The organism is Arthrobacter sp. NPDC056691, assembly GCF_042791415.1.
GTDB lineage: Bacteria > Actinomycetota > Actinomycetes > Actinomycetales > Micrococcaceae > Arthrobacter.
In genome coordinates this window covers 1-19016 of the sequence record NZ_JBHTXX010000013.1, presented here as the reverse complement: position 1 = coordinate 19016, position 19016 = coordinate 1, and the positions used below count along the sequence as shown (strand labels likewise).

The window sequence follows — 19016 nt, the reverse complement described above, 5'->3', positions numbered from 1 at the left end:
TGCCTTCAGGGCCTGCCCGGGCAGTCCGATCGATGAGGAGGACCCGTGGCGGCCAGTCCACGCGAAACACGCGAAGCCAAGAGGCGCATCCAGCAGATGGAGGCCAAACGCGAGCTTCGTCGTGACCAGGAGAAACGCCGCAAGCGGGACAACCTGATAGCGGGAGGTGCGGGAGCCGCGGCGGTGGTGCTCGCCGTCGTACTTCAACTAACGGTGTTTGCCGCGAATCCGACCGAAGAGGAATTCGCCGCCGCCGAGGCGGGCCTGGCCACGCCGTCGGCCGCCCCCTCCGCCTCCGCCACTCCGACTGCCGCGAAGACCAATGCGGCAAACATCCCCAAGCCCGCGACGGCGGCCGGCAAGACGTTCACCGGGTCACTGAAGCTGAACAGCGGCACCCTGGGTGTGCAGCTGGACGGCACCAAGGCCCCGCAGGCCGCCGCGGTGTTCAAGTCCCTGGCCGACCAGAACTACTACAAGGGCGTCAGCTGCCACCGCCTCACCACCGCCGAGAACTTCGGCGTCCTGCAGTGCGGCTCCAAGACCGGCGATGGCCAGGGCGACCCCAATTACACGTGGGGTCCGCTGGAGAACACGCCGGCAAACAACAAGTACCCTGCCGGAACCATTGCGGTGGCCCGAACGGGCAACAACGCCTACGGCAACGGCACGCAGTTCTTCATTGTCTACAAGGACACCGTCATCCCGGCGGACTCTGCAGGTGGCTACACCATCGTGGGCAAGGTGACCTCGGGCCTTAACGTCGTGACGAAGATTGCGACTGCGGGTCTTAAGCCTGGCCAAAGTGACACGGACGGCGCACCTGCGGAAGCAGTCACGATAGACTCGTTTTCTCTGAGGTAGGAACCTCGTGGCGCCAGCCGCCACGGGCGACTTATGAATGAGTATCTTCCTCCAAGCGAAAGACTTTTAGCGGTGACAGACAGTCAGAAATCCGACGAAACAGCAGCCGAAGTGACCGAGGTCCAGGCTTCCCCCGAATCCGTGGATGCGGTGCAGCCCGCCGAGGCGGTGCAGCCCGCCGAGGCGGTGCAGGCCGCGGATGCGGCTGCGCCTGTGGTTGCAGAGCAGCCCGAGGCCACGCAGCCTGCAGAAACGGCCGAGGAGGCAGCACAGCCCGAAGCCACGCCGGAAAGCCCACAGCCCGAGGCTGCGCAGGAGGACACGGCGCGGGAAGACACGGCACAGGAGGACGCTGCCCCGGCCGAAGCCGCCGCCAGCCCGCAGCCCGAGGCTGCGCAGGAAGCCCCGGCACCCAGCCCCGCACCGTCACCGCGTCCGACGCCGACACCCCGGCCCGCGCCGACGCCCGCCGCTTTTGCCGGCCGGCCCAAGGCCGGTCCTGCTGCCACGGTGACACCGGTGCAGGCACCGCCCGCCACCTCGCTGGCCGAAGCCGCCCGCTGGGGCCGCGTTGAGGGCGACGGCCACGTGTTCCTGACCATCGACGGCGAAGAGCACCCGGTCGGCCAGTACCCGGACGTCAGCAACGACGAAGCCCTGGCCTACTTCGCGCGGAAGTATGACGACGTCGTCGCCCAGATTGTCCTGCTGGAACAGCGGGTGGCCTCGAAGGCCCCCACCACGGACATGCAGAAGACCGTGACGCACCTGCACGAGCAACTCGCCGAACGGAACATGGTGGGCGACATCCGTTCTGCGGAGAGCCGGCTGGACACCCTGGCCACCCAGATCACCGAGCTGGAGAAGGCGGAAAAGGCGCAGCACGACGCCGTTCGTGCCGCCGAGCTGGCCGCCCGCGAGGCCATCGTGGCCGAGGCCGAGGCGATCTCCGGCACCGATCCGGCCCAGGTTCAGTGGAAGACGTCCAGCGCGCGCATGAACGAGCTGTTTGAAAGCTGGAAGGCCGCGCAGAAGAGCGGGGTACGGCTGGGCCGCAGCAACGAGGACGCCCTATGGAAGCGTTTCCGCGCCGCCCGGACCGTCTTCGACCGGCACCGCCGCGCCTACTTCTCCCAGCTGGACAGCAACAACTCGGCGGCGAAGGCCGCCAAGGAGAAGCTGATTGCGGAGGCCGAGGCACTGTCCTCGTCCACGGACTGGGGTTTCGCTGCCGGGGAATACCGCCGGCTGATGGACGACTGGAAGGCGTCACCGCGCGCCAGCCGCAAGGACGACGACGCCCTGTGGGCCCGGTTCCGCGCCGCGCAGGACGTCTTCTTCAGTTCGCGCCAGGCCGCCAACGACGAGATCGACCAGGAGTACGCGGCGAACCTGGTGGTCAAGGAGGCGCTCCTCGAGGAAGCATCATCCATCGTTCCGGTCAGGGACATCACGGCTGCCAAGAAGGCGCTGCAGTCCATCCACGACCGCTGGGAAGAGGCCGGCAAGGTTCCGCGCGCGGACATGGGCCGGATCGAGGCCGGGCTGCGCCGGATCGAGGATGCCGTCCGCCAGGCCGAGGACGAGAAGTGGCAGCGCTCCAACCCGGAGACCAAGGCGCGGACCAACAGCGCCCTGAGCCAGCTCGAATCCGCCATCGCCGGCTTGAAGGATGACCTGGCCGACGCAGAGAAGGCAGGCGACCAGCGCAAGATCAAGGCTGCCAGGGAAGCCCTGGAGGCCCGCCAGGCGTGGCTGGACCAGATTCAGCGTTCAGCGAGCGAGCTCTCCTAGCCAGTTTCGGCAAGGGCCCCGCTCCGGTTATCCACATAGCCGGGGCGGGGCCTTACCCGTTAACGCCGCTTCCGGCAGGATGACGGAATGGCACCGTTCTCCCAGCCCCCTGTTTCGCAGACAGCTGTGCTTCAGGCCCATGCTACACAGGCCCGGGGCGGCTCCCCGCCCGCGGACTCCCCCGCCCAGCTGCTGGAGCTCTATTCGCCGGGGCTTCCTTTCACCTGGCCGGAGCTCCAGTCCATGGCGGCCGACGGCGTGCTCACGCAGCTTTACCAGCACGGCTACACCGTTCCCGGGACGGCAGCCTCCCCACAGCTGCGGGCGCGTGCCGCGGCCCACGGGGTGCCCCCGCCGGTCCGCCGGCGTGTGGTGGCTGGACGGATGACGGCAGCCTGGATCTACGGCTGCGCCCGCGAACCGGACCGGCTGGCCCTTCTGGTGGACGCCAAACGCCGGATCTCCAGCCTTCGCTCCACCCGTGGCTGCACGCTTCACGAGGTCCGGCTGGGGCCGTTCGATGTCGTCAGCCTGGGCGGCCTGATGGTCTCAAGTCCGCTCAGGACAGCACTGGACATCGCCTTGCACGTGGAGGCCGAGAGGGCCGTTCCGGCCCTGCGGCTGCTCCTGGACAAGCCCGAGCTCGATGTCAGGCTCCGGCTACTTGTCCTGGCGGTGGAGGCGATGCCCCGGTTGCCGCACAAGAACGCAGCCCTGGAGAAGCTCTCGCTGCTAGCTTCTCCGGCGGTTCCCCGTGGTCCGGTAGACGTCGAACACCCCGTCGATCCTCCGTACGGCACTGAGCACGTGGCTGAGGTACTTCGGGTCGCCCATCTCGAAGGCGAACTTTGAGATGGCCACGCGGTCCGTGGATGTGTGGACGCTGGCCGCCAGGATGTTCACGTGGTTTTCGGACAGCACCCGCGTCACGTCGGAGAGGAGGGACTTCCGGTCCAGCGCCTCCACCTGGATCTCCACCAGGAACACACTCGACTGCGTCGGCGCCCAGTCGACGTCGACAATCCGGTCAGGCTGGTCTTTCAGGCCGGCCACGTTGGTGCAGTCGGTCCGGTGCACCGACACTCCCGAGCCGCGCGTCACGAAGCCAAGGATCGGGTCCGGCGGCACGGGGGTGCAGCAGCGGGCCAGCTTGACCCAGACGTCGCCCACGCCGCGGACAACCACGCCGGAATCCGAGAACCGGGCCTTGCTGACCTGGGTGGGAATGCTGACTTCCGTGAGGTCGTCATCGGGTGTTTCGTTGCCGCCAAGGCTCTCGACGAGCTTTTCCATGACGGATTGCGCGGAGGTGTGGCCGTCGCCCACTCCGGCGTACAGTCCGGAAATGTCAACGTACTTGAAGTCCTCGGCGACGGCGGCCAGCGCGTCGTGCGTCATCAGACGCTGCAGCGGAAGGTTCTGCTTCCGCATGGCGCGGGTCAGCAGCTCCTTGCCGCGGTCGATCGCCTCTTCACGGCGTTCCTTGCTGAACCACTGCCGGATCTTGTTGCGTGCCCGGGCGCTCTTGACGAAGTGCTGCCAGTCCTGGCTGGGGCCCGCACCCTCGGCCTTCGAGGTGAAGATCTCCACCCAGTCGCCATGGTTAAGCTCACTGTTGAGCGGCACGAGCTTGCCGTTAACGCGGGCGCCGATGGTGCGGTGGCCCACCTCTGTGTGCACGGCATAGGCGAAGTCCACCGGGGTGGAGCCGGCCGGCAGCGCCATGACCTCGCCCTTCGGGGTGAACACGAAGACTTCGCGGGCGTTGATTTCGAACCGGAGGGAGTCGAGGAACTCCCCGGGGTCGGAGGTCTCCTGCTGCCAGTCCACGAGTGAGCGCAGCCAGCCCATGTCGCCGTCGCGCGGGCTGCCGGGTCCGGTGGCGGTCCGGTTCGGCTGGTCCTTGTACTTCCAGTGCGCGGCCACACCGTACTCCGCGCGGCGGTGCATTTCATGCGTGCGGATCTGAATTTCAACCGGCTTGCCGCCGGGGCCGATCACCGTGGTGTGGAGGGACTGGTACATGTTGAACTTCGGCATCGCGATGTAGTCCTTGAACCGGCCAGGCAGCGGGTTCCAGCGCGAATGCAGGGTGCCCAGGGCGGCGTAACAGTCCCGGACCGAGTCCACCAGGACCCGGACGCCCATGAGGTCGTTGATGTCGTCGAAGTCCTTGTCCCGAACGATCATCTTTTGGTAAATCGAGTAGTAGTGCTTGGGCCGTCCGGTGATCGTGGCCTTGATCCTTGCCGTGCGCAGGTCGTCGGCGATCTGGTTCCGAATCACGCTGAGGCTCTTTTCGCGTTCCGGCGTGCGGTCGCCCACCATGCGGACGATTTCCTCGTACACCTTGGGATAGAGCGCCGCGAAGGACAGGTCCTCAAGCTCCCACTTGATGGTGTTCATGCCCAGCCGGTGTGCCAGCGGCGCGAAGATTTCCAGCGTTTCCCGGGCCTTGCGGGCCGACGATTCCGCGGAGACGAAACGCCACGTGCGCGCGTTGTGGAGCCTGTCCGCGAGTTTGATCATGAGGACGCGGATGTCCTTGGCCATGGCCACGACCATCTTGCGGACGGTCTCGGACTGGGCTGCCTCGCCGAAGCTGACCTTATCCAGCTTGGTGACGCCATCGACCAGCATGGCCACTTCAGGGCCGAAGTCTGCCCGAAGGTCCTCAAGGGTGTAGGGCGTGTCCTCCACTGTGTCGTGGAGCAGCGCCGCGGCCAGGGTGGTGCCGCTGAGGCCCAGTTCCGCAAGGATCGTCGCGACGGCGACGGGATGGGTGATGTAAGGATCACCGCTCTTGCGCTTCTGCCCGCGGTGGCTCTGTTCCGCGACCACAAAGGCGCGCTGGATGAGGTCGAAGTCTTCCTTGGGGTTGTTCGCCCGCACGGTCCGCAGCAGCGGCTCCAGGATGGGCGAATAGGTCGCGGTGCTGCGGCCCGTCAGCCGGGCCAGGCGGGACCTGGTGCGCTCACGCCGGCCCGGGAATGTGGGCCGGACGCCGGAGTTGTCGACGGGCACGCCGGGTGCCGGGCGCCCGGCAGCCACCAGGCCAGTCTGTTGTCCCTGGCCCGGACCGTTGCCTCCGGCTGCCGATGGCGCCGACGTCGAACCTTCTTCCAATGAAGTACCCCTCACGACCCGTTTAATTATCCCAGTGTATTCCCGCTCCGGGCCCGACCGATAACCGCGTCCGTCACCAACGGCGCAGCCGGTTGCGCAGCCCGCTATGCGCGCGGCCCGGCAAGTCCGGCACAGGCGTACATAACGCCAAGACCGGACGCCGTCACGCTGACGGCATCCGGTCTTGGGGTTCTGCGCTTTTGCGGGGGCCTATGCTTTCGCGGGCTCGGCGGCCGCAGCCTTGGCAGCAGCGTCGGCGCGGCGCTGCTTGACACGCTGGGCCTGCTTGACCAGCGGCGCCTCGCCCTGGCGCAGCCAGGCGTACATCGGCGCCGCGATGAAGATCGTCGCGGCGGTGCCGATCAGGATCCCGACGAACAGTGCCAGTGAAAGGTCGCGCAGGGTACCGGCGCCCAGCAGGCCGGCCCCGATGAACAGGATCGCCCCGACGGGCAGGATGGCCACCATCATGGTGTTGATGGAGCGGACCAGGGTCTGGTTGACCGCCAGGTTGACTTCCTCGCCGAAGGTCCGGCGCGTGGAGGAGTCGATATCGGCCGTGTTTTCACGGATCTTGTCGAACACCACCACGGTGTCGTACAGCGAGTAGCTGAGCACGGTAAGGAACCCGATTATCGCCGACGGCGTTACCTCGAAGTCGCTCAGGGCGTAGACACCGGCCGTGATGAACATCGTGACGAGCATGCCCGCAATCGCCGAGAGTGACATCTTCCAGGTCCGGAAGTAGAGCGCCATCAGGACCGTCGCGAGGGCAACGAAGACCACGAGGCCGATCAGGGCCTGCTTAGTGACGTCGGCTCCCCAGGTGGGTCCGACGAAAGTGGAGGTCACCTCGTTGTCGGTCACGCCGTAGGCCTTGGTGAGGCCTTCCTTGATCTTGATGGTCTCGTCGTCGGAGAGCTTGTCCGTCTGGATTCGCATGGTGGTTCCGGCGACGTTGGCGACGCGCGGCACACTGCCCGGAACGACGTCGTGGACAGCCTTCTCACCCACGGTTGCTTCGGTGGTCTTGACGTTGGACACCGTGAACTCGGAACCGCCACGGAACTCAATGCCCAGGTTGAAGCCACCCTTGACCACCGGGATCAGGATGGACAGCGCAACCGCCACAGCGGCCACGATGAACCAGATTTTCTTGGCCCCGACGAAGTCGTAGGAACGCTTGCCCGTGTAGAGCTCGTTACCGAATTTCGCGAAACTGGACATTACTTGCCCTCCTTGGCCGGGCCCTTGGAGGAACCGGCGAGCTGCTCCTGCTGCTCCGCGCGACGGCGTTCAGCGATGGTCATCCGGCGCTCAGCCTCAGCCGCAGCTCCGGTGTTCTTGGCGCGCACCACTGACGGCTTGTCCTCGGGGCTGCGGAGCCTGCCGGCGCCGCGGTAGAGCGGCACCGCGCCGAGACGCTCGGGGTCAAGGCCGGAGAACTTGTGGCCTTCGCCAAAGAACCGGGTCCTGGCCAGCTGCTGCAGCGTGGGGTGGGTGAACATGAACACGACGATGAGGTCGGCGATGGCGGTCAGGCCGAGCGTGAAGGCAAAACCCCGCACGTTGCCGACGGCCACGAAGTACAGCACGAGTGCAGCCAGGAGGTTGACCGCCTTGGATGCCAGGACGGTCCGCTTGGCCCGCTTCCAGCCGTTCTCCACTGCCGACACCAGGCCCCGGCCTTCGCGGAGCTCATCGCGGATGCGTTCGAAGTAAACGATGAACGAGTCAGCTGTCTGGCCGATGGCCACGATGAGACCGGCGACGCCGGCGAGGGACAGCCGGTAGTTTTCGGTCCAGCCGAGGATGGCAATGGCAAGGTAGGTGAGCGCACCCGCCACCACGAGCGAGAAGATGGTGACAAATCCGAGCGCGCGGTACTGGAACAGCGAGTAGACAACCACCAGCAGCAAACCGATCAGGCCCGCGAGCAGGCCCATCCGGAGCTGCTCACCACCGAGGGTGGCGGAAATCTGCTGTTCGCTCTGGATGTCGAAGCTGATGGGCAGGGCACCGAACCGGAGCTGGTCGGATAGCGCCTTGGCGGACTTTTCCGTGAAGCCGCCGGTGATCTGCGGGCGACCATCGGTGATTACGGCCTGGGACCGCGGGGCCGAAATGACCTGGTCATCCAGGACGATGGCGAACTGCGACTTGGGGTCGCTGCCGGTCTCACCGCCGGCAGCAACATAGAACTGGTTGAGGCGTTCGGTGACCGTCTTGAACTTGGCCGTGCCCTCCGCGTTGAACTGGATGTTCACAGCCCATTCGTTGGTGACGGCACCCTGGGCGCCCTGCTGAAGCTGGAACGTCGAGCCCTGGATTTCCACACCCTTGACCTCGACCGGCCCCAGGATGTACTTGATCGCAGGAGTCTGGTCGGTGGCGGGCTCACAGGTGACCAGCGGCTTGGCCGGGTCGGAACGCTGCTGCTTGTCCTGCGCCGGGTTGTCGCAGTCGAGGGCTTCGAACTGCTTCTGGACGTCCGCGGTGATCCAGTTCGAATCGCTGGCGTTGGTCGGCTTGGCCGTCGGCTTCGGCAGCTGGGCAGCAGGTGTCCGCTGCGCGGCGGGAACCGCCGCACCCGCGCCGGTGACGAGGACGGGGCGGAAGTTCATGTCCGCGGAAGCCTGGATGAGGGCGCGGGTCTCCGTGGACGGCGTACCGGGAAGGCTCACCACCACGTTCCGGCCGGACTGCGTGCTGATTTCAGCCTCTGCGACACCCGAGCCGTCCACGCGCTGGCGGATGATGGCCACCGCCTGGTTGAGCTGCTCCTCGTTGATGTCCGAGCCACCCTCAATCTTGGGAGCCAGGATCATCTGGGTGCCGCCCTCCAGGTCCAGGGCAAGCTTCGGGCTCCAGCTGGCAACCCCGGACATTGTGCCGCCCGCAAGGACGGCCGTCATGGCAGCCAGGATTACGCCAAGCCAGACCAGCACCCGAAGGGATGGTTTATTGCGGCCAGTTCGTGCCATTGCCTATCTTTCTATTAATTGCGGAGGGCCGCCGGAGCGAGCCTTGTCGCAGCCGGCGGCTCCGCAGCCGTAGACAGCTGTTGTGCGGAAGCGGCGGACTAGATGTCCTTCTTGCCCTCGTCATTGAGGCGCTTGAGGGTTTCGTCCGGCGTCTCGTCGGCCGCGATTGCCTTTTCATCAGCCGCCAGAGACGAGGCGTCATCGCGAACGGCCAGCGCCTCATCGGGAAGGGCCTGCGCTTCGGCGGCGGGCTCCACGATCTTGGTCACGGCCTGGCGGTGGACTGTGGCGAGGTTGCCAGGAGAGAGTTCCAGCACCACTTTGTTCTCTTCGTCATCCATGGAGACAATCCGGCCAAACAGACCGAAGCTGGTCATGACCTCGACCCCAGGCTCGAACTGGGACTGCAGCGTTGCCTGCTGCTCCTTGGTCTTCTTGTTGCGGCGGAACATCATGAAGACAAATAGTCCGAGCATGGCGAACAAGACGATGTTCATTGGATCCACGGGGAAGTTTCCGATCTGTACTGGCGTATTGGTGTACGACGACGTCCGCTTTGCACCGGGCTGCCCGCCCTGACACGGCAGACCGGCCGCGGGCGGCCCGCCGAAGCGGGACACGGAAACAAAGCCCGGACGTGCCGAGCGTCTCTCCAGTCTAGAGGGAAAAGCTGGGAGGGCGCTGCTATTGGGTGTTGGAAACCCATTCGGATGACGATTGTTCATCGCCCGGCCCGGCTTCGAAAAGGTTCAGGGTCTCCTGGCCAAAGACTCCTGCCGGTGCTGCCAGTCCAAGGTGCGCCCATGCCGGGGCCATGGCGATCCGACCCCTCGGCGTCCTGCCCAGCAGCCCTTCCCGGACCAGGTACGGCTCGGCAACCGTCTCTACAGTCTCCGGCTCTTCCCCCACGGCAATGGCAAGGGTGGACAGGCCCACCGGACCGCCGCCGAATTTTGTAATCAGCGCCTCCAGCACGGAACGGTCCAGCCGGTCCAGCCCGCGCTTGTCTACCTCGTACATGTCCAGCGCGGCGGAGGCTGACCGGGCGTCAATCTGTTCGATGCCGTGGACCAGCGCCCAGTCCCGGACCCGCCGCAGCAGCCGGTTGGCGATACGGGGCGTGCCGCGTGAGCGGCCGGCGATCTCAGTGAAGCCGGCCGAGTTTACCTTCAGGTCCAAAAGGCCGGCAGACCGGCGGAGCACCAGCTCCAGCTCCTCCACCGAATAAAACTCCAGATGCCCCGTGAAGCCGAAGCGGTCCCGGAGCGGACCCGGAAGGAGCCCGGCACGGGTGGTGGCACCCACCAGCGTGAAGGGCGGCAGCTCCAGCGGAATGGCCGTGGCCCCGGCGCCCTTGCCCACCACGATGTCAACGCGGAAGTCCTCCATGGCCATGTAGAGCATTTCCTCGGCCGGGCGGGACATTCGGTGGATCTCGTCCAGGAAGAGGACTTCGCCTTCGGACAGCGAGGAAAGTATGGCGGCCAAGTCTCCGGCGTGCTGGATGGCCGGGCCGCTGCTGATCCGCAGCGGCGCGTTCATCTCCGAAGCAACAATCATGGCGAGTGTGGTCTTGCCGAGGCCGGGGGGTCCGGAAAAGAGCACATGGTCTGCGCTGCGCCCGCGCATCCGGGATGCCTTCAACACCAGGGACAGCTGTTTGCGGACCCTGTGCTGACCCACGAAGTCGTCGAGGTTCTTGGGCCGGAGCGCTGCCTCGATGGCCCGTTCTTCCGGCTCTTCTCCCCCGGCGACCAGGGACGGCTCAGCCACGGCTGCCTACCCTGTTGCCTGCCCGCGCTCCGTCCTGGCCGAGCCAGCGCAGCGTGGTGCGCAGGATCTCGGCAACATTGCCTTCGCCGGCGAGGTCCGGGGCATCTGCCAGGGCCTTGTCGATGCTGCCGGAGGCGTCCTTTTCGGACCAGCCCAGGCTGGTCATGGCGGCCACGACCTGCGGCTTCCAGACCCCTTCGGATGACGGAGCGGGAGCTCCGGCGGGAGCAGCCGTGCCGTGCGGAACCAATTTCCCGGCGAGTTCCAGGACGATGCGCCCGGCAACCTTCGGGCCGATCCCCGGGACCTTGGTGAAAGTCTTGCTGTCCTCGGTGTGCGCGGCCACACGGATGGCCTCAGGATCATGCACAGCGAGGACCGCGAGGGCGAGCCGCGGACCCACACCGCTGACACTGAGCAGGACGTCGAAAACTTCCCGTTCGTCGTCGCTGGCGAAGCCGAACAGGGTCAGGGAGTCCTCCCGGACGATCAGTGAGGTGAAAAGCTTCCCCTCCTCGCCGGTCCGCAGGTTGCTGAGCGTCCGCGGCGTCGCGTAGACGCTCATGCCGGCGCCATTGAGATCGATGACGGCGGTGGACAGTCCGACGTGCGCCACGGTTCCGCGGAGAAAACTAATCAAGGCCGGGGCTCCTGAACTTGCGCCGGCAAAAACCGACTATCCGAACATATCTACGAATACCCTAGCAAGGGCCGGCGACATTCAGCGCGCACGGCGCGCCTTGGCCTCCGCCTCAGCCCAGGCGCGCTGGGCCGGGGTCAGCGACTGGCTGCCGGGACCGGTGGTGGCGACGGATGCGCCGCCGCCTGCCCGCCAGGCATGCGTGATGGCGAGGGCCAGGGCATCCGCCGCGTCCGCGGGGCGCGGGGGCGCGTCAAGTCGGAGAATCTTGGTGACGAGCTTGGTGACGGCTTCCTTGTTGGCGGAACCGCTGCCCGTCACCGCCGCCTTCACCTCCGACGGCGTGTGCAGCGCCACGGGGATGCCGCGCCGGGCGGCGGCGGCGATGACGACGCCGGAGGCCTGGGCTACGCCCATGACCGTGCTGACGTTGAGCTGCGAGAAGACGCGTTCCACCGCGAGCACATGCGGCTCGTAGCGGTCGAGCCAGTCGTCGATGGCGAGGGCGATCACCAGCAGCCGCTGGTCGAGTGTTTCCTCGGGGGACGTTCCCACCACGCCGACGGCCACCATGGTGGCGCGGCGGTTCTTTTCGACGTCCACCACGCCGATGCCGCAGCGGGTCAGCCCGGGGTCGATGCCCAGTACGCGCAGCGTCACGTGCAACCGCCCCGGTCCGCCACGCGGAGAATCACTCGGCTTCCAGGGCTGCCTGAACTTCGTCGCTGAGGTCAGCGTTGCTGTAGACGTTCTGGACGTCGTCGAGGTCCTCAAGGGCGTCAACGAGCTTCATGAACTTCTTGGCGGCGTCGAGGTCCAGCGGCACCTCCATGGAGGGCACGAACTCGGCTTCGTCGGTGTCGTAGTCGATGCCGGCTTCCTTGAGGGCATCGCGGACGGCCTGCAAGTCCTTCGGATCGGAGTGGATCTCGAAGGTGTCCCCGTTGTCCTTGACTTCCTCGGCACCGGCATCCAGCACGGCCACGAGGACGTCGTCCTCGGTGAGGTCGTTCTTGGGCAGCGTCACCACGCCCTTGCGGGTAAACAGGTAGCTGACCGAGCCCGGGTCGGCGATGGTACCGCCGTTGCGCGAGATGGCCAGCCGGACCTCGGACGCGGCACGGTTCTTGTTGTCGGTAAGGCACTCGATCAGCAGCGCCGAGCCCTGCGGGCCCCGGCACTCGTACATGATCTCTGTGTAGTCCACGACCTCGCCGGTGAGCCCGGCGCCGCGCTTGATGGCGCGGTCAATGTTGTCGTTCGGAACCGACGTCTTCTTGGCCTTGGTGACGGCCAGTTCGAGTCCGGGGTTGCCGGCGAGGTCCGGGCCGCCCATGCGGGCCGCGACTTCGATGTTCTTGATCAGCTTGGCGAACGACTTTGCCCGGCGGCTATCAATGATGGCCTTCTTGTGCTTGGTCGTTGCCCATTTGGAGTGGCCTGACATGCTTTACGCTTCTCCTCTGATCATGCGGATAAAAAGTTCATGCACGCGCTTCTCCCCTGTCACTTCCGGGTGGAATGAGGTGGCCAGCAGTTGGCCTGAACGCACTGCAACAATTCTAGCTGTCCCCTGCAGACCGGCCGCGTGGGAGGCGTGCTCCTGGTCCGCCGGCTCCACCTGCGCCAGGACGTCGACGCCTGGTCCGACGCGCTCCACCCAGGGGCCGCGGATGAACACCGCGTGAACCGGCGCCACGCCCTGCTCTGTGGCGCTGAACTCCAGGCCCTTGAAGTCGAGGTCGGTCTCGAAGGACTCGCGCTGCCGGCCGAATGCGTTGCGGCGCACCGTGATATCCAGGCCGCCGAACGTCTGCTGCGGGTTTCCGGCCAGGTCCGCCGCGGGGTCGGCGATGTCGTCCGCCAGCAGGATCATGCCCGCGCAGGAGCCGTACACCGGGAGGCCACCGGCGATCCGCCGACGCAGCGGCTCCGCCAGATCGAAGGCGCGGGCCAGCTTGTCGATGGCCGTCGACTCGCCGCCGGGAATGATGAGCCCGTCGAGTCCTTCGAGCTCGGCCGGGCGGCGGACGCCCACGCCGGCGGCGCCGGCGGTCTCGACCGCCCGGAGGTGCTCACGAAAGTCACCCTGGAGCGCCAGAACGCCGATGCGCAGGCCAGACCCGGGCTTTTTGGCCACGCCGGCCGGGCGCGGAAGGGCGCTGGAAAGGGAATTGGTCATCTAAACAGCATAGTGTCCCGGGCACAAACCGACGGTCCCGCCGTCGGGGGCCCGCCACATTGCATGCCGCTGCTGGGATATATTACAGAGCATGTTTTCCCTCAGCGTTCCGCTCGGCAAGTTCGTCCGCCGGGTTTCCCGGCTCAGGGGCGGAGGCTCTGCATTCCCCGGCCTGGTGGTCGAAAAAATCGATCCCGGCTTCATGCAGCGGACCCTGTCCACCCTTCCCCACGGCGTGGCCGTGGTCAGCGGCACCAACGGCAAGACGACCACCACCAAGATGGTGGTGGAGCTGCTCGAAAGCCAGGGCCTGAAGGTGTTCACCAACCGCACCGGCAGCAACTTCACCCGGGGCGTGGCGGCTGCCCTGCTCGGCGATGTCGACTGGCGGGGACGGCTCGACGCCGACATCGCCGTGCTGGAACTGGATGAGGCCCACGCCGTGCACTTCGTCAACCGGGTCCCGCCGCGCTACAGCCTGCTGCTGAACGTCCTCCGCGACCAGCTGGACCGCTTCGGTGAGATCGACAAGACCGCCCAGCTCCTCCAGCACATCGCCTCCAAGACCACGGGGACTGTAGTGCTGAACCGCGAGGACCCGCGGGTGGCCCGGATCGCCGATACGCTGCAGGGTCCCGAGGTCCTCTACTTTGGCCTGGACGACTCCCTGCTGGGCACCTTCCCCAGCGACGATGAACTACGCGCCGGGCCGGGCAGCCCCGTACCCGCGGTGCCGGAACGGCCGCTGGCCGACGTCGTCCTCCGCCGCGTGGGTGCCGATGACGCCGATTTTGAGTACGACGGCGTCACGGTCACCACCGGGATGAAGCTCCGTGGCGTCTACAACATCTTCAACGCCGCGGCCGCGCTGGCCCTGGCCCGCAGCATCTGTGGCAGCGGCGCCGCCACGGCGGACCACGGCACCCTCCTGAAGGCCCTGTCCGAGGTGGCCCCGGCGTTCGGACGCGGCGAAAGCCTCACCGTGGACGGGCTCCCGCTGGATCTGGTCCTGGTCAAGAACCCCAGCGGTTTCCGGCTGGGCCTCAAGTCGTTCCCCTCGGGCGGCTACGCCACCATGATCGCGATCAACGACAACTACGCTGACGGCCGCGACATGTCCTGGTTGTGGGACGTCGATTTCGACTCACTGCGCGCAGAAGGCGTGGACCAGGTCACGGGCTCCCGTGCGTACGACATGGCCCTGCGCCTGCAGTACGACGAAGTGCAGATCGGGGCGGCGGATACCGACATCCCGGCCGCCCTGGCCGACTTCATCCGCAAGGGCAAAGGCAGGCCGAAGCGGGTCTTCTGCACCTACACCGCGATGCTCGCCATCCGCCGTGAGCTGTCCAAAATCACTACAGTGGAGGTGGTCTCTTGACCCCCGAACCGACCGCCGGCACCGCCGCACCAAAGGGAACCATCCGGGTCCTCCAGCTGTACCCGCGGGAGATGAACATCTATGGCGACTGGGGCAACGCGCTCGTGCTGCAGCAGCGCCTCAAGTGGCACGGCTACACGCCGGAACTGCTCGAGTACAACGTGGGCGACGAATTCCCGGAGGGCGTGGACATCATCCTGGGCGGTGGCGGTCAGGACAGCGGCCAGCTCGTCATCCAGGATGACCTCCAGTCCCGGGCCGGCCTCCTCAAGGGGATGGCCGAGGACGGCACGCCGATGCTGCTCATCTGCGGGCTCTACCAGCTTTTCGGCCGCTTCTTCAAGACCCGCTCCGGCCCGGTCATTCCCGGCATCGGCGTTCTGGACGTGGAGACCCACGGCACGGATGAGCGGCTGATCGGCAACGTCAGGGTAACCACGGCCGAGTTCGGCGAAGTGCTCGGCTACGAGAACCACAGCGGCCAGACCACCCTGGGCCCCGGCGTCGAACCTCTGGGGACAGTGGCGAAGGGCACCGGCAACAACAGCAGCGATGGCCAGGAGGGCGCCCGGTACCGGAACATCGTGGCCAGCTACCTGCACGGTTCCCTGCTGCCCAAGAACCCGGCGATCGCCGACTTCCTGATCCGGACCGCCGTCGAACGCAAGTACGGAACCTTCACGCCCGGCGAAGCGGACGACCGCTACGCCGTCCTGGCCCGCGAGCACGCTGCCCGCCGGCCTCGCTAGGGGCTGCCCGGCCGGGCTGTCTCTCCTGTCACCGGTCCTTGGTGACCAGCAGCTCGTGGGCTCCGGCTTGCACCGCGCCCATGGACTCCACCACCTGTTTGGTCCGCAGCCGGGTGTCGGCGTCGGCCGCTGGACTGGCGCAGACGCCCTGCGGGGCGTCCGCGGCCACGGAGCACCAGCGGTAGGGGGCGCTGACGATGACCGACGGTGCCCAGGCGACGTCGGATGCGGTCCACCTGCCGGCACTGTCCTGGCTGAACTGTGCCCGGAGCAGCAGGCCCTCGTTGTTGACCACGTACGCCGGAGAGAGTTCCGTCACGCCATTGCCCAGCCCGTAGGCGATCCATGTTCCCTTGTACTTTTCGACGGGGAGCACCGAGTGCGTGTGGTGCCCGTAGACCATGGTGAACTGCCCGCTGTCCGCCAGCGCGTGCGCCACCTGCAGCTGCTGCGCGTTGGGGGCGCTGGAGTACTCGTCCCCCGCATGCATGGCGGCAAGCACGATGTCCGCGCCCTGCTCCCGGGCTTCCTTGGCTTTGGCGATCATGGCAGGGGCGTCGAGCATGTCCACCTGCCACGGCTGTTCCGGGGCCTGGCCGTTGAGCCCGTAGGTGCCCGCGATGACCGCAATCCGGGCGGCTTCAGTCTGCAGGATGAGGATGCCGCGGGACTCAGCCAGCGTCCGGTAGGAGCCGGTGTGCTCCAGCCCTGCTGCGTCCAGCACGTCCAGTGTCCTGGTGAGGCCCTCGGTGCCTTGGTCGATGGTGTGGTTGCTGGCCGTGGTGCAGGCCCGGTAACCGACGGCTTTGGCGGCCGCGGCGATCTGCGGCGGGACGTTGAAGGACGGGTATGCGGAGAACGGGCCACCGGGCGGGGCCACCGGCGTTTCCTGGTGGCAGATGGCGAGGTCGCTCTGCTCGATGTAGCGCCGCTGGCCTTCCAGCAGCGGACCGAAGTCGAGCCCTTTGACGCCGCCGGCCACAGCGTCCTCGTGGGCCTGTTGCCAGAGCTGGGCGTGGACCAGCATGTCACCGGTGACCAGGACGGACGTGCAGCGGACCGCCGTGCATACGGGGCCGGCCCCCGGCGTGGGCGTGGCTGCGGCACTCGGGCTGGGGGTCGCCGTCGGCGTTAGAGCCGCCGTCGGCGTTGGAGCTGCGGTGGCCCCGCCGCCGGGCCTGGCCTGCTCGGCGATCACGCCGCAGGACGCCAGCGCCACCGTCAGCAGTGCGGCGACGGCCACGTATTGCGCACGGCCAGCTATGTTGTTGTTCCCCATGGCCCCAGCGTATGTCCGGGGAACGCCGACGCCGGGCAACCGGCCCGCAGCGGGCCGCCCAAAACGTTGTGCACCGCAGGACTGCATGAAAGGGTTGCTTCATGACCAATCCCCTCCTGTCCCCCAGCGCCCTGCCCTTCGGACTGCCGCCGTTCGCCGACATCGACGACGCCCACTATGCCGAGGCGGTTGATGCCGGACTCGCCGAGCATCTGGCCGAGATCCAGGCCATCGTGGACTGCCCCGGGCCGGCCACGTTCGAGAACACCGCGCTGGCCATGGAACGGTCCGGCCGCCTGCTGGACCGCGCCGCGGCGTCGTTCTTCACCCTGGTTTCGGCCGACGCCTCCGAGGCCATCAGGAAGCTGGAAACCGAACTGTCGCCCCGCTTCGCCGCCCACCAGGACGCCGTCTACCTCAACCGTCCGCTCTACGAGCGGTTCGCCGCCGTGCACACCGCAGGCCTGGACGCCGAACCGGCACGGCTGGTGGAGGAGTATCTCAAGGAATTTCGCCAGTCCGGCATTCAGCTGGATGACGCCGGCCAGGACAGGCTCCGTTTGCTGAACGCCGAGCTGTCCCGGCTAGGCACAGAATTCGGGCAGCGCGTCAAGGAAGCGATGAAGTCCGCCGCCCTGCTGCTGGACAGCGCCGATGACCTCGCCGGCCTTCCCGCGGACGAGATCGCCAGCGCCGCTGAAGCAGCGCGCGTTGCCGGACATGAGGGCAAGTTCCTCCTGACGCTCATCCAGCCAAGCAATCAGCCCGCCCTGGCCGCGCTGGACAACAGGGACGTGCGCCGGCGGCTCTTCGAGGCCTCTGTGGCCCGCGGCAGCACCGGCGGTGACCTCGACGTCCTCGACCTCGTGAAATCCATGGTCCGGCTCCGCGCCGAAAAGGCCGTCCTGCTGGGCTTCGCCAACTACGCCGAACTAGTGGTGGACCGGCAGACGGCCCCGGACTTCGGCGCGGTCCGCACCATGCTGAACAGGCTGGCGCCCGCCGCCGTCCGGAACGCCGATGCCGAGGCTGCCGCCCTGGCCGAGACAGCCGGCCACCCGCTGGAGGCCTGGGACTGGGCCTATTACTCCGCCAAGGTGCGACGGGAACGGTACGCCGTGGACGAGCAGGCCCTCAGGCCGTACTTCGAGCTGGACCGGGTGCTGACGGACGGCGTGTTTTTCGCCGCGACCTCGCTGTTCGGCATCACCTTCCATGAGCGCGCGGACCTCGCGGGCTATCACGAGGACGTCCGGATCTGGGAGGTCCGGGACGCGGACGGAAAAGAGCTGGGATTGTTCCTGGGCGACTACTACGCCCGCGAAACCAAACGGGGCGGCGCGTGGATGAATTCCCTGGTGGACCAGTCGGCACTTCTGGGCACCAAGCCGGTGGTCATCAACAACCTGAACATCTCCAAGCCGCCCGCGGGCGAGCCGACGCTGCTTACGCTCGACGAGGTGCGCACCGCGTTCCACGAGTTCGGCCATGCCCTGCACGGCCTGTTCTCCAGCGTCACCTATCCACGCTTCTCCGGCACGTCGGTACCGCGGGACTTCGTGGAGTACCCGTCCCAGGTCAACGAAATGTGGATCATGTGGCCGGAGGTGCTGGCCAACTACGCCCGCCACCATGCCACAGGGGAACCGTTGGCCCAGGACATCGTGGACCGGCTCAATTCGTCCCGCCTGTGGGGCGAAGGGTTCGCCACCGCGGAGTACCTCGGCGCGGCGCTGCTTGACCTGGCCTGGCACGTGCTGGAAGCCGACGGCGTTCCGGCGGACGCCCTCGCGTTCGAGGCGAAGGCCCTGGCCGCCGCCGGGGTGGCTCATCCGCTGATTCCGCCGCGGTACCGGACGGGCTATTTCCAGCACATCTTCGCGGGCGACGGCTACGCTGCGGGCTACTACTCCTACATCTGGAGCGAGGTACTGGACGCCGAGACCGTGGACTGGTTCACCGAAAACGGCGGCCTCAACCGGGCCAACGGCGACCGTTTCCGCGCGGAACTCCTCTCCCGCGGCAACAGCCGCGACCCGCTCGAGTCGTTCCGCACCCTGCGCGGACGCGACGCCACCCTCGAGCCGTTACTCAAGCGCCGCGGCCTCGAATAACGAAGGCAACCACCCCTTAGGGCTTGGAGTTTTTGTCCATTTGTCGCGACTTCGGGGGTGGCAAAGTCCCATTATGTGGACAAAAACTCCAAGTGCTTAAACGACGACGGCGGCCGGTCACCTTGGAAGG

General features: G+C 66.9%; 16 protein-coding genes. 6 read left to right on the top strand and 10 right to left on the bottom strand.

Annotation, left to right across the window (positions count from 1 at the left end):
• Positions 1 to 45: 45 nt before the first annotated feature.
• The 3 genes from ACFRAU_RS12365 to ACFRAU_RS12355 all read left to right on the top strand — a co-directional run bounded on the left by ACFRAU_RS12365 (position 46) and on the right by ACFRAU_RS12355 (position 3510).
• Positions 46 to 864, top strand: a complete 819-nt coding sequence (locus ACFRAU_RS12365) for a peptidylprolyl isomerase (RefSeq protein WP_378000147.1) — start codon at positions 46 to 48, stop codon at positions 862 to 864.
• A gap of 72 nt (positions 865 to 936) precedes the next feature.
• Positions 937 to 2658 carry a DUF349 domain-containing protein gene (locus ACFRAU_RS12360; protein ID WP_378000146.1) on the top strand — a complete coding sequence of 574 codons (1722 nt, stop codon included), beginning with the start codon at positions 937 to 939 and terminating at the stop codon, positions 2656 to 2658.
• Between the two features lie 87 nt (positions 2659 to 2745).
• Positions 2746 to 3510: a hypothetical protein gene (locus tag ACFRAU_RS12355; RefSeq protein ID WP_378000145.1), complete on the top strand. Its 765-nt coding sequence runs from the start codon at positions 2746 to 2748 to the stop codon at positions 3508 to 3510.
• Here ACFRAU_RS12355 and ACFRAU_RS12350 read toward each other — a convergent pair.
• The 9 genes from ACFRAU_RS12350 to pdxT all read right to left on the bottom strand — a co-directional run bounded on the left by ACFRAU_RS12350 (position 3391) and on the right by pdxT (position 13363).
• Positions 3391 to 5784 carry a RelA/SpoT family protein gene (locus ACFRAU_RS12350; RefSeq protein ID WP_377994312.1) on the bottom strand — a complete coding sequence of 798 codons (2394 nt, stop codon included), beginning with the start codon at positions 5782 to 5784 and terminating at the stop codon, positions 3391 to 3393. The genes ACFRAU_RS12355 and ACFRAU_RS12350 overlap by 120 nt on opposite strands.
• Before the next feature lie 210 nt (positions 5785 to 5994).
• Complete coding sequence (gene secF, locus ACFRAU_RS12345) at positions 5995 to 7011, bottom strand: protein translocase subunit SecF (RefSeq protein WP_378000144.1); 1017 nt, start codon at positions 7009 to 7011, stop codon at positions 5995 to 5997.
• The gene (gene secD / locus ACFRAU_RS12340; RefSeq protein ID WP_378000143.1) at positions 7011 to 8768 is read right to left on the bottom strand and encodes a protein translocase subunit SecD; all 1758 of its coding nucleotides are present in this window, start codon (positions 8766 to 8768) and stop codon (positions 7011 to 7013) included. Before secD ends, secF begins: the two co-directional genes overlap by 1 nt.
• A gap of 98 nt (positions 8769 to 8866) precedes the next feature.
• Positions 8867 to 9265 (bottom strand): preprotein translocase subunit YajC, encoded by a 399-nt coding sequence (yajC, locus tag ACFRAU_RS12335; RefSeq protein ID WP_378000142.1) that lies wholly within the window; start codon positions 9263 to 9265, stop codon positions 8867 to 8869.
• 187 nt (positions 9266 to 9452) lie between these two features.
• Positions 9453 to 10541, bottom strand: a complete 1089-nt coding sequence (gene ruvB, locus ACFRAU_RS12330) for a Holliday junction branch migration DNA helicase RuvB (RefSeq protein WP_377994316.1) — start codon at positions 10539 to 10541, stop codon at positions 9453 to 9455.
• Positions 10534 to 11181: a Holliday junction branch migration protein RuvA gene (ruvA, locus tag ACFRAU_RS12325; RefSeq protein ID WP_377994317.1), complete on the bottom strand. Its 648-nt coding sequence runs from the start codon at positions 11179 to 11181 to the stop codon at positions 10534 to 10536. Before ruvA ends, ruvB begins: the two co-directional genes overlap by 8 nt.
• Positions 11182 to 11262: 81 nt before the next feature.
• Entirely contained in the window at positions 11263 to 11841 is a 579-nt protein-coding gene (gene ruvC / locus ACFRAU_RS12320) for a crossover junction endodeoxyribonuclease RuvC (RefSeq protein ID WP_377994318.1), read from the bottom strand.
• 31 nt (positions 11842 to 11872) lie between these two features.
• Complete coding sequence (locus ACFRAU_RS12315) at positions 11873 to 12628, bottom strand: YebC/PmpR family DNA-binding transcriptional regulator (protein ID WP_378000141.1); 756 nt, start codon at positions 12626 to 12628, stop codon at positions 11873 to 11875.
• A 3-nt stretch (positions 12629 to 12631) separates the two neighbouring features.
• Positions 12632 to 13363 (bottom strand): pyridoxal 5'-phosphate synthase glutaminase subunit PdxT, encoded by a 732-nt coding sequence (gene pdxT, locus ACFRAU_RS12310; RefSeq protein ID WP_378000140.1) that lies wholly within the window; start codon positions 13361 to 13363, stop codon positions 12632 to 12634.
• Between the two features lie 91 nt (positions 13364 to 13454).
• On the opposite strand from pdxT, the gene ACFRAU_RS12305 reads away from it, so the two are divergent.
• On the top strand, positions 13455 to 14744 hold the full coding sequence (locus ACFRAU_RS12305; protein ID WP_378000139.1) for a MurT ligase domain-containing protein: 1290 nt from the start codon (positions 13455 to 13457) through the stop codon (positions 14742 to 14744).
• Entirely contained in the window at positions 14741 to 15493 is a 753-nt protein-coding gene (locus tag ACFRAU_RS12300; RefSeq protein WP_378000138.1) for a type 1 glutamine amidotransferase, read from the top strand. The genes ACFRAU_RS12305 and ACFRAU_RS12300 overlap by 4 nt, the downstream gene beginning before the upstream one ends.
• A gap of 28 nt (positions 15494 to 15521) precedes the next feature.
• Here the strand turns inward: ACFRAU_RS12300 and ACFRAU_RS12295 are convergent, their stop codons facing one another.
• Positions 15522 to 16772 carry a CapA family protein gene (locus tag ACFRAU_RS12295; protein WP_378000137.1) on the bottom strand — a complete coding sequence of 417 codons (1251 nt, stop codon included), beginning with the start codon at positions 16770 to 16772 and terminating at the stop codon, positions 15522 to 15524.
• Positions 16773 to 16873: 101 nt separating this feature from the next.
• Between ACFRAU_RS12295 and ACFRAU_RS12290 the strand changes: the two genes are divergently transcribed.
• Positions 16874 to 18886: a M3 family metallopeptidase gene (locus ACFRAU_RS12290; protein ID WP_378000136.1), complete on the top strand. Its 2013-nt coding sequence runs from the start codon at positions 16874 to 16876 to the stop codon at positions 18884 to 18886.
• Positions 18887 to 19016 lie beyond the last annotated feature (130 nt).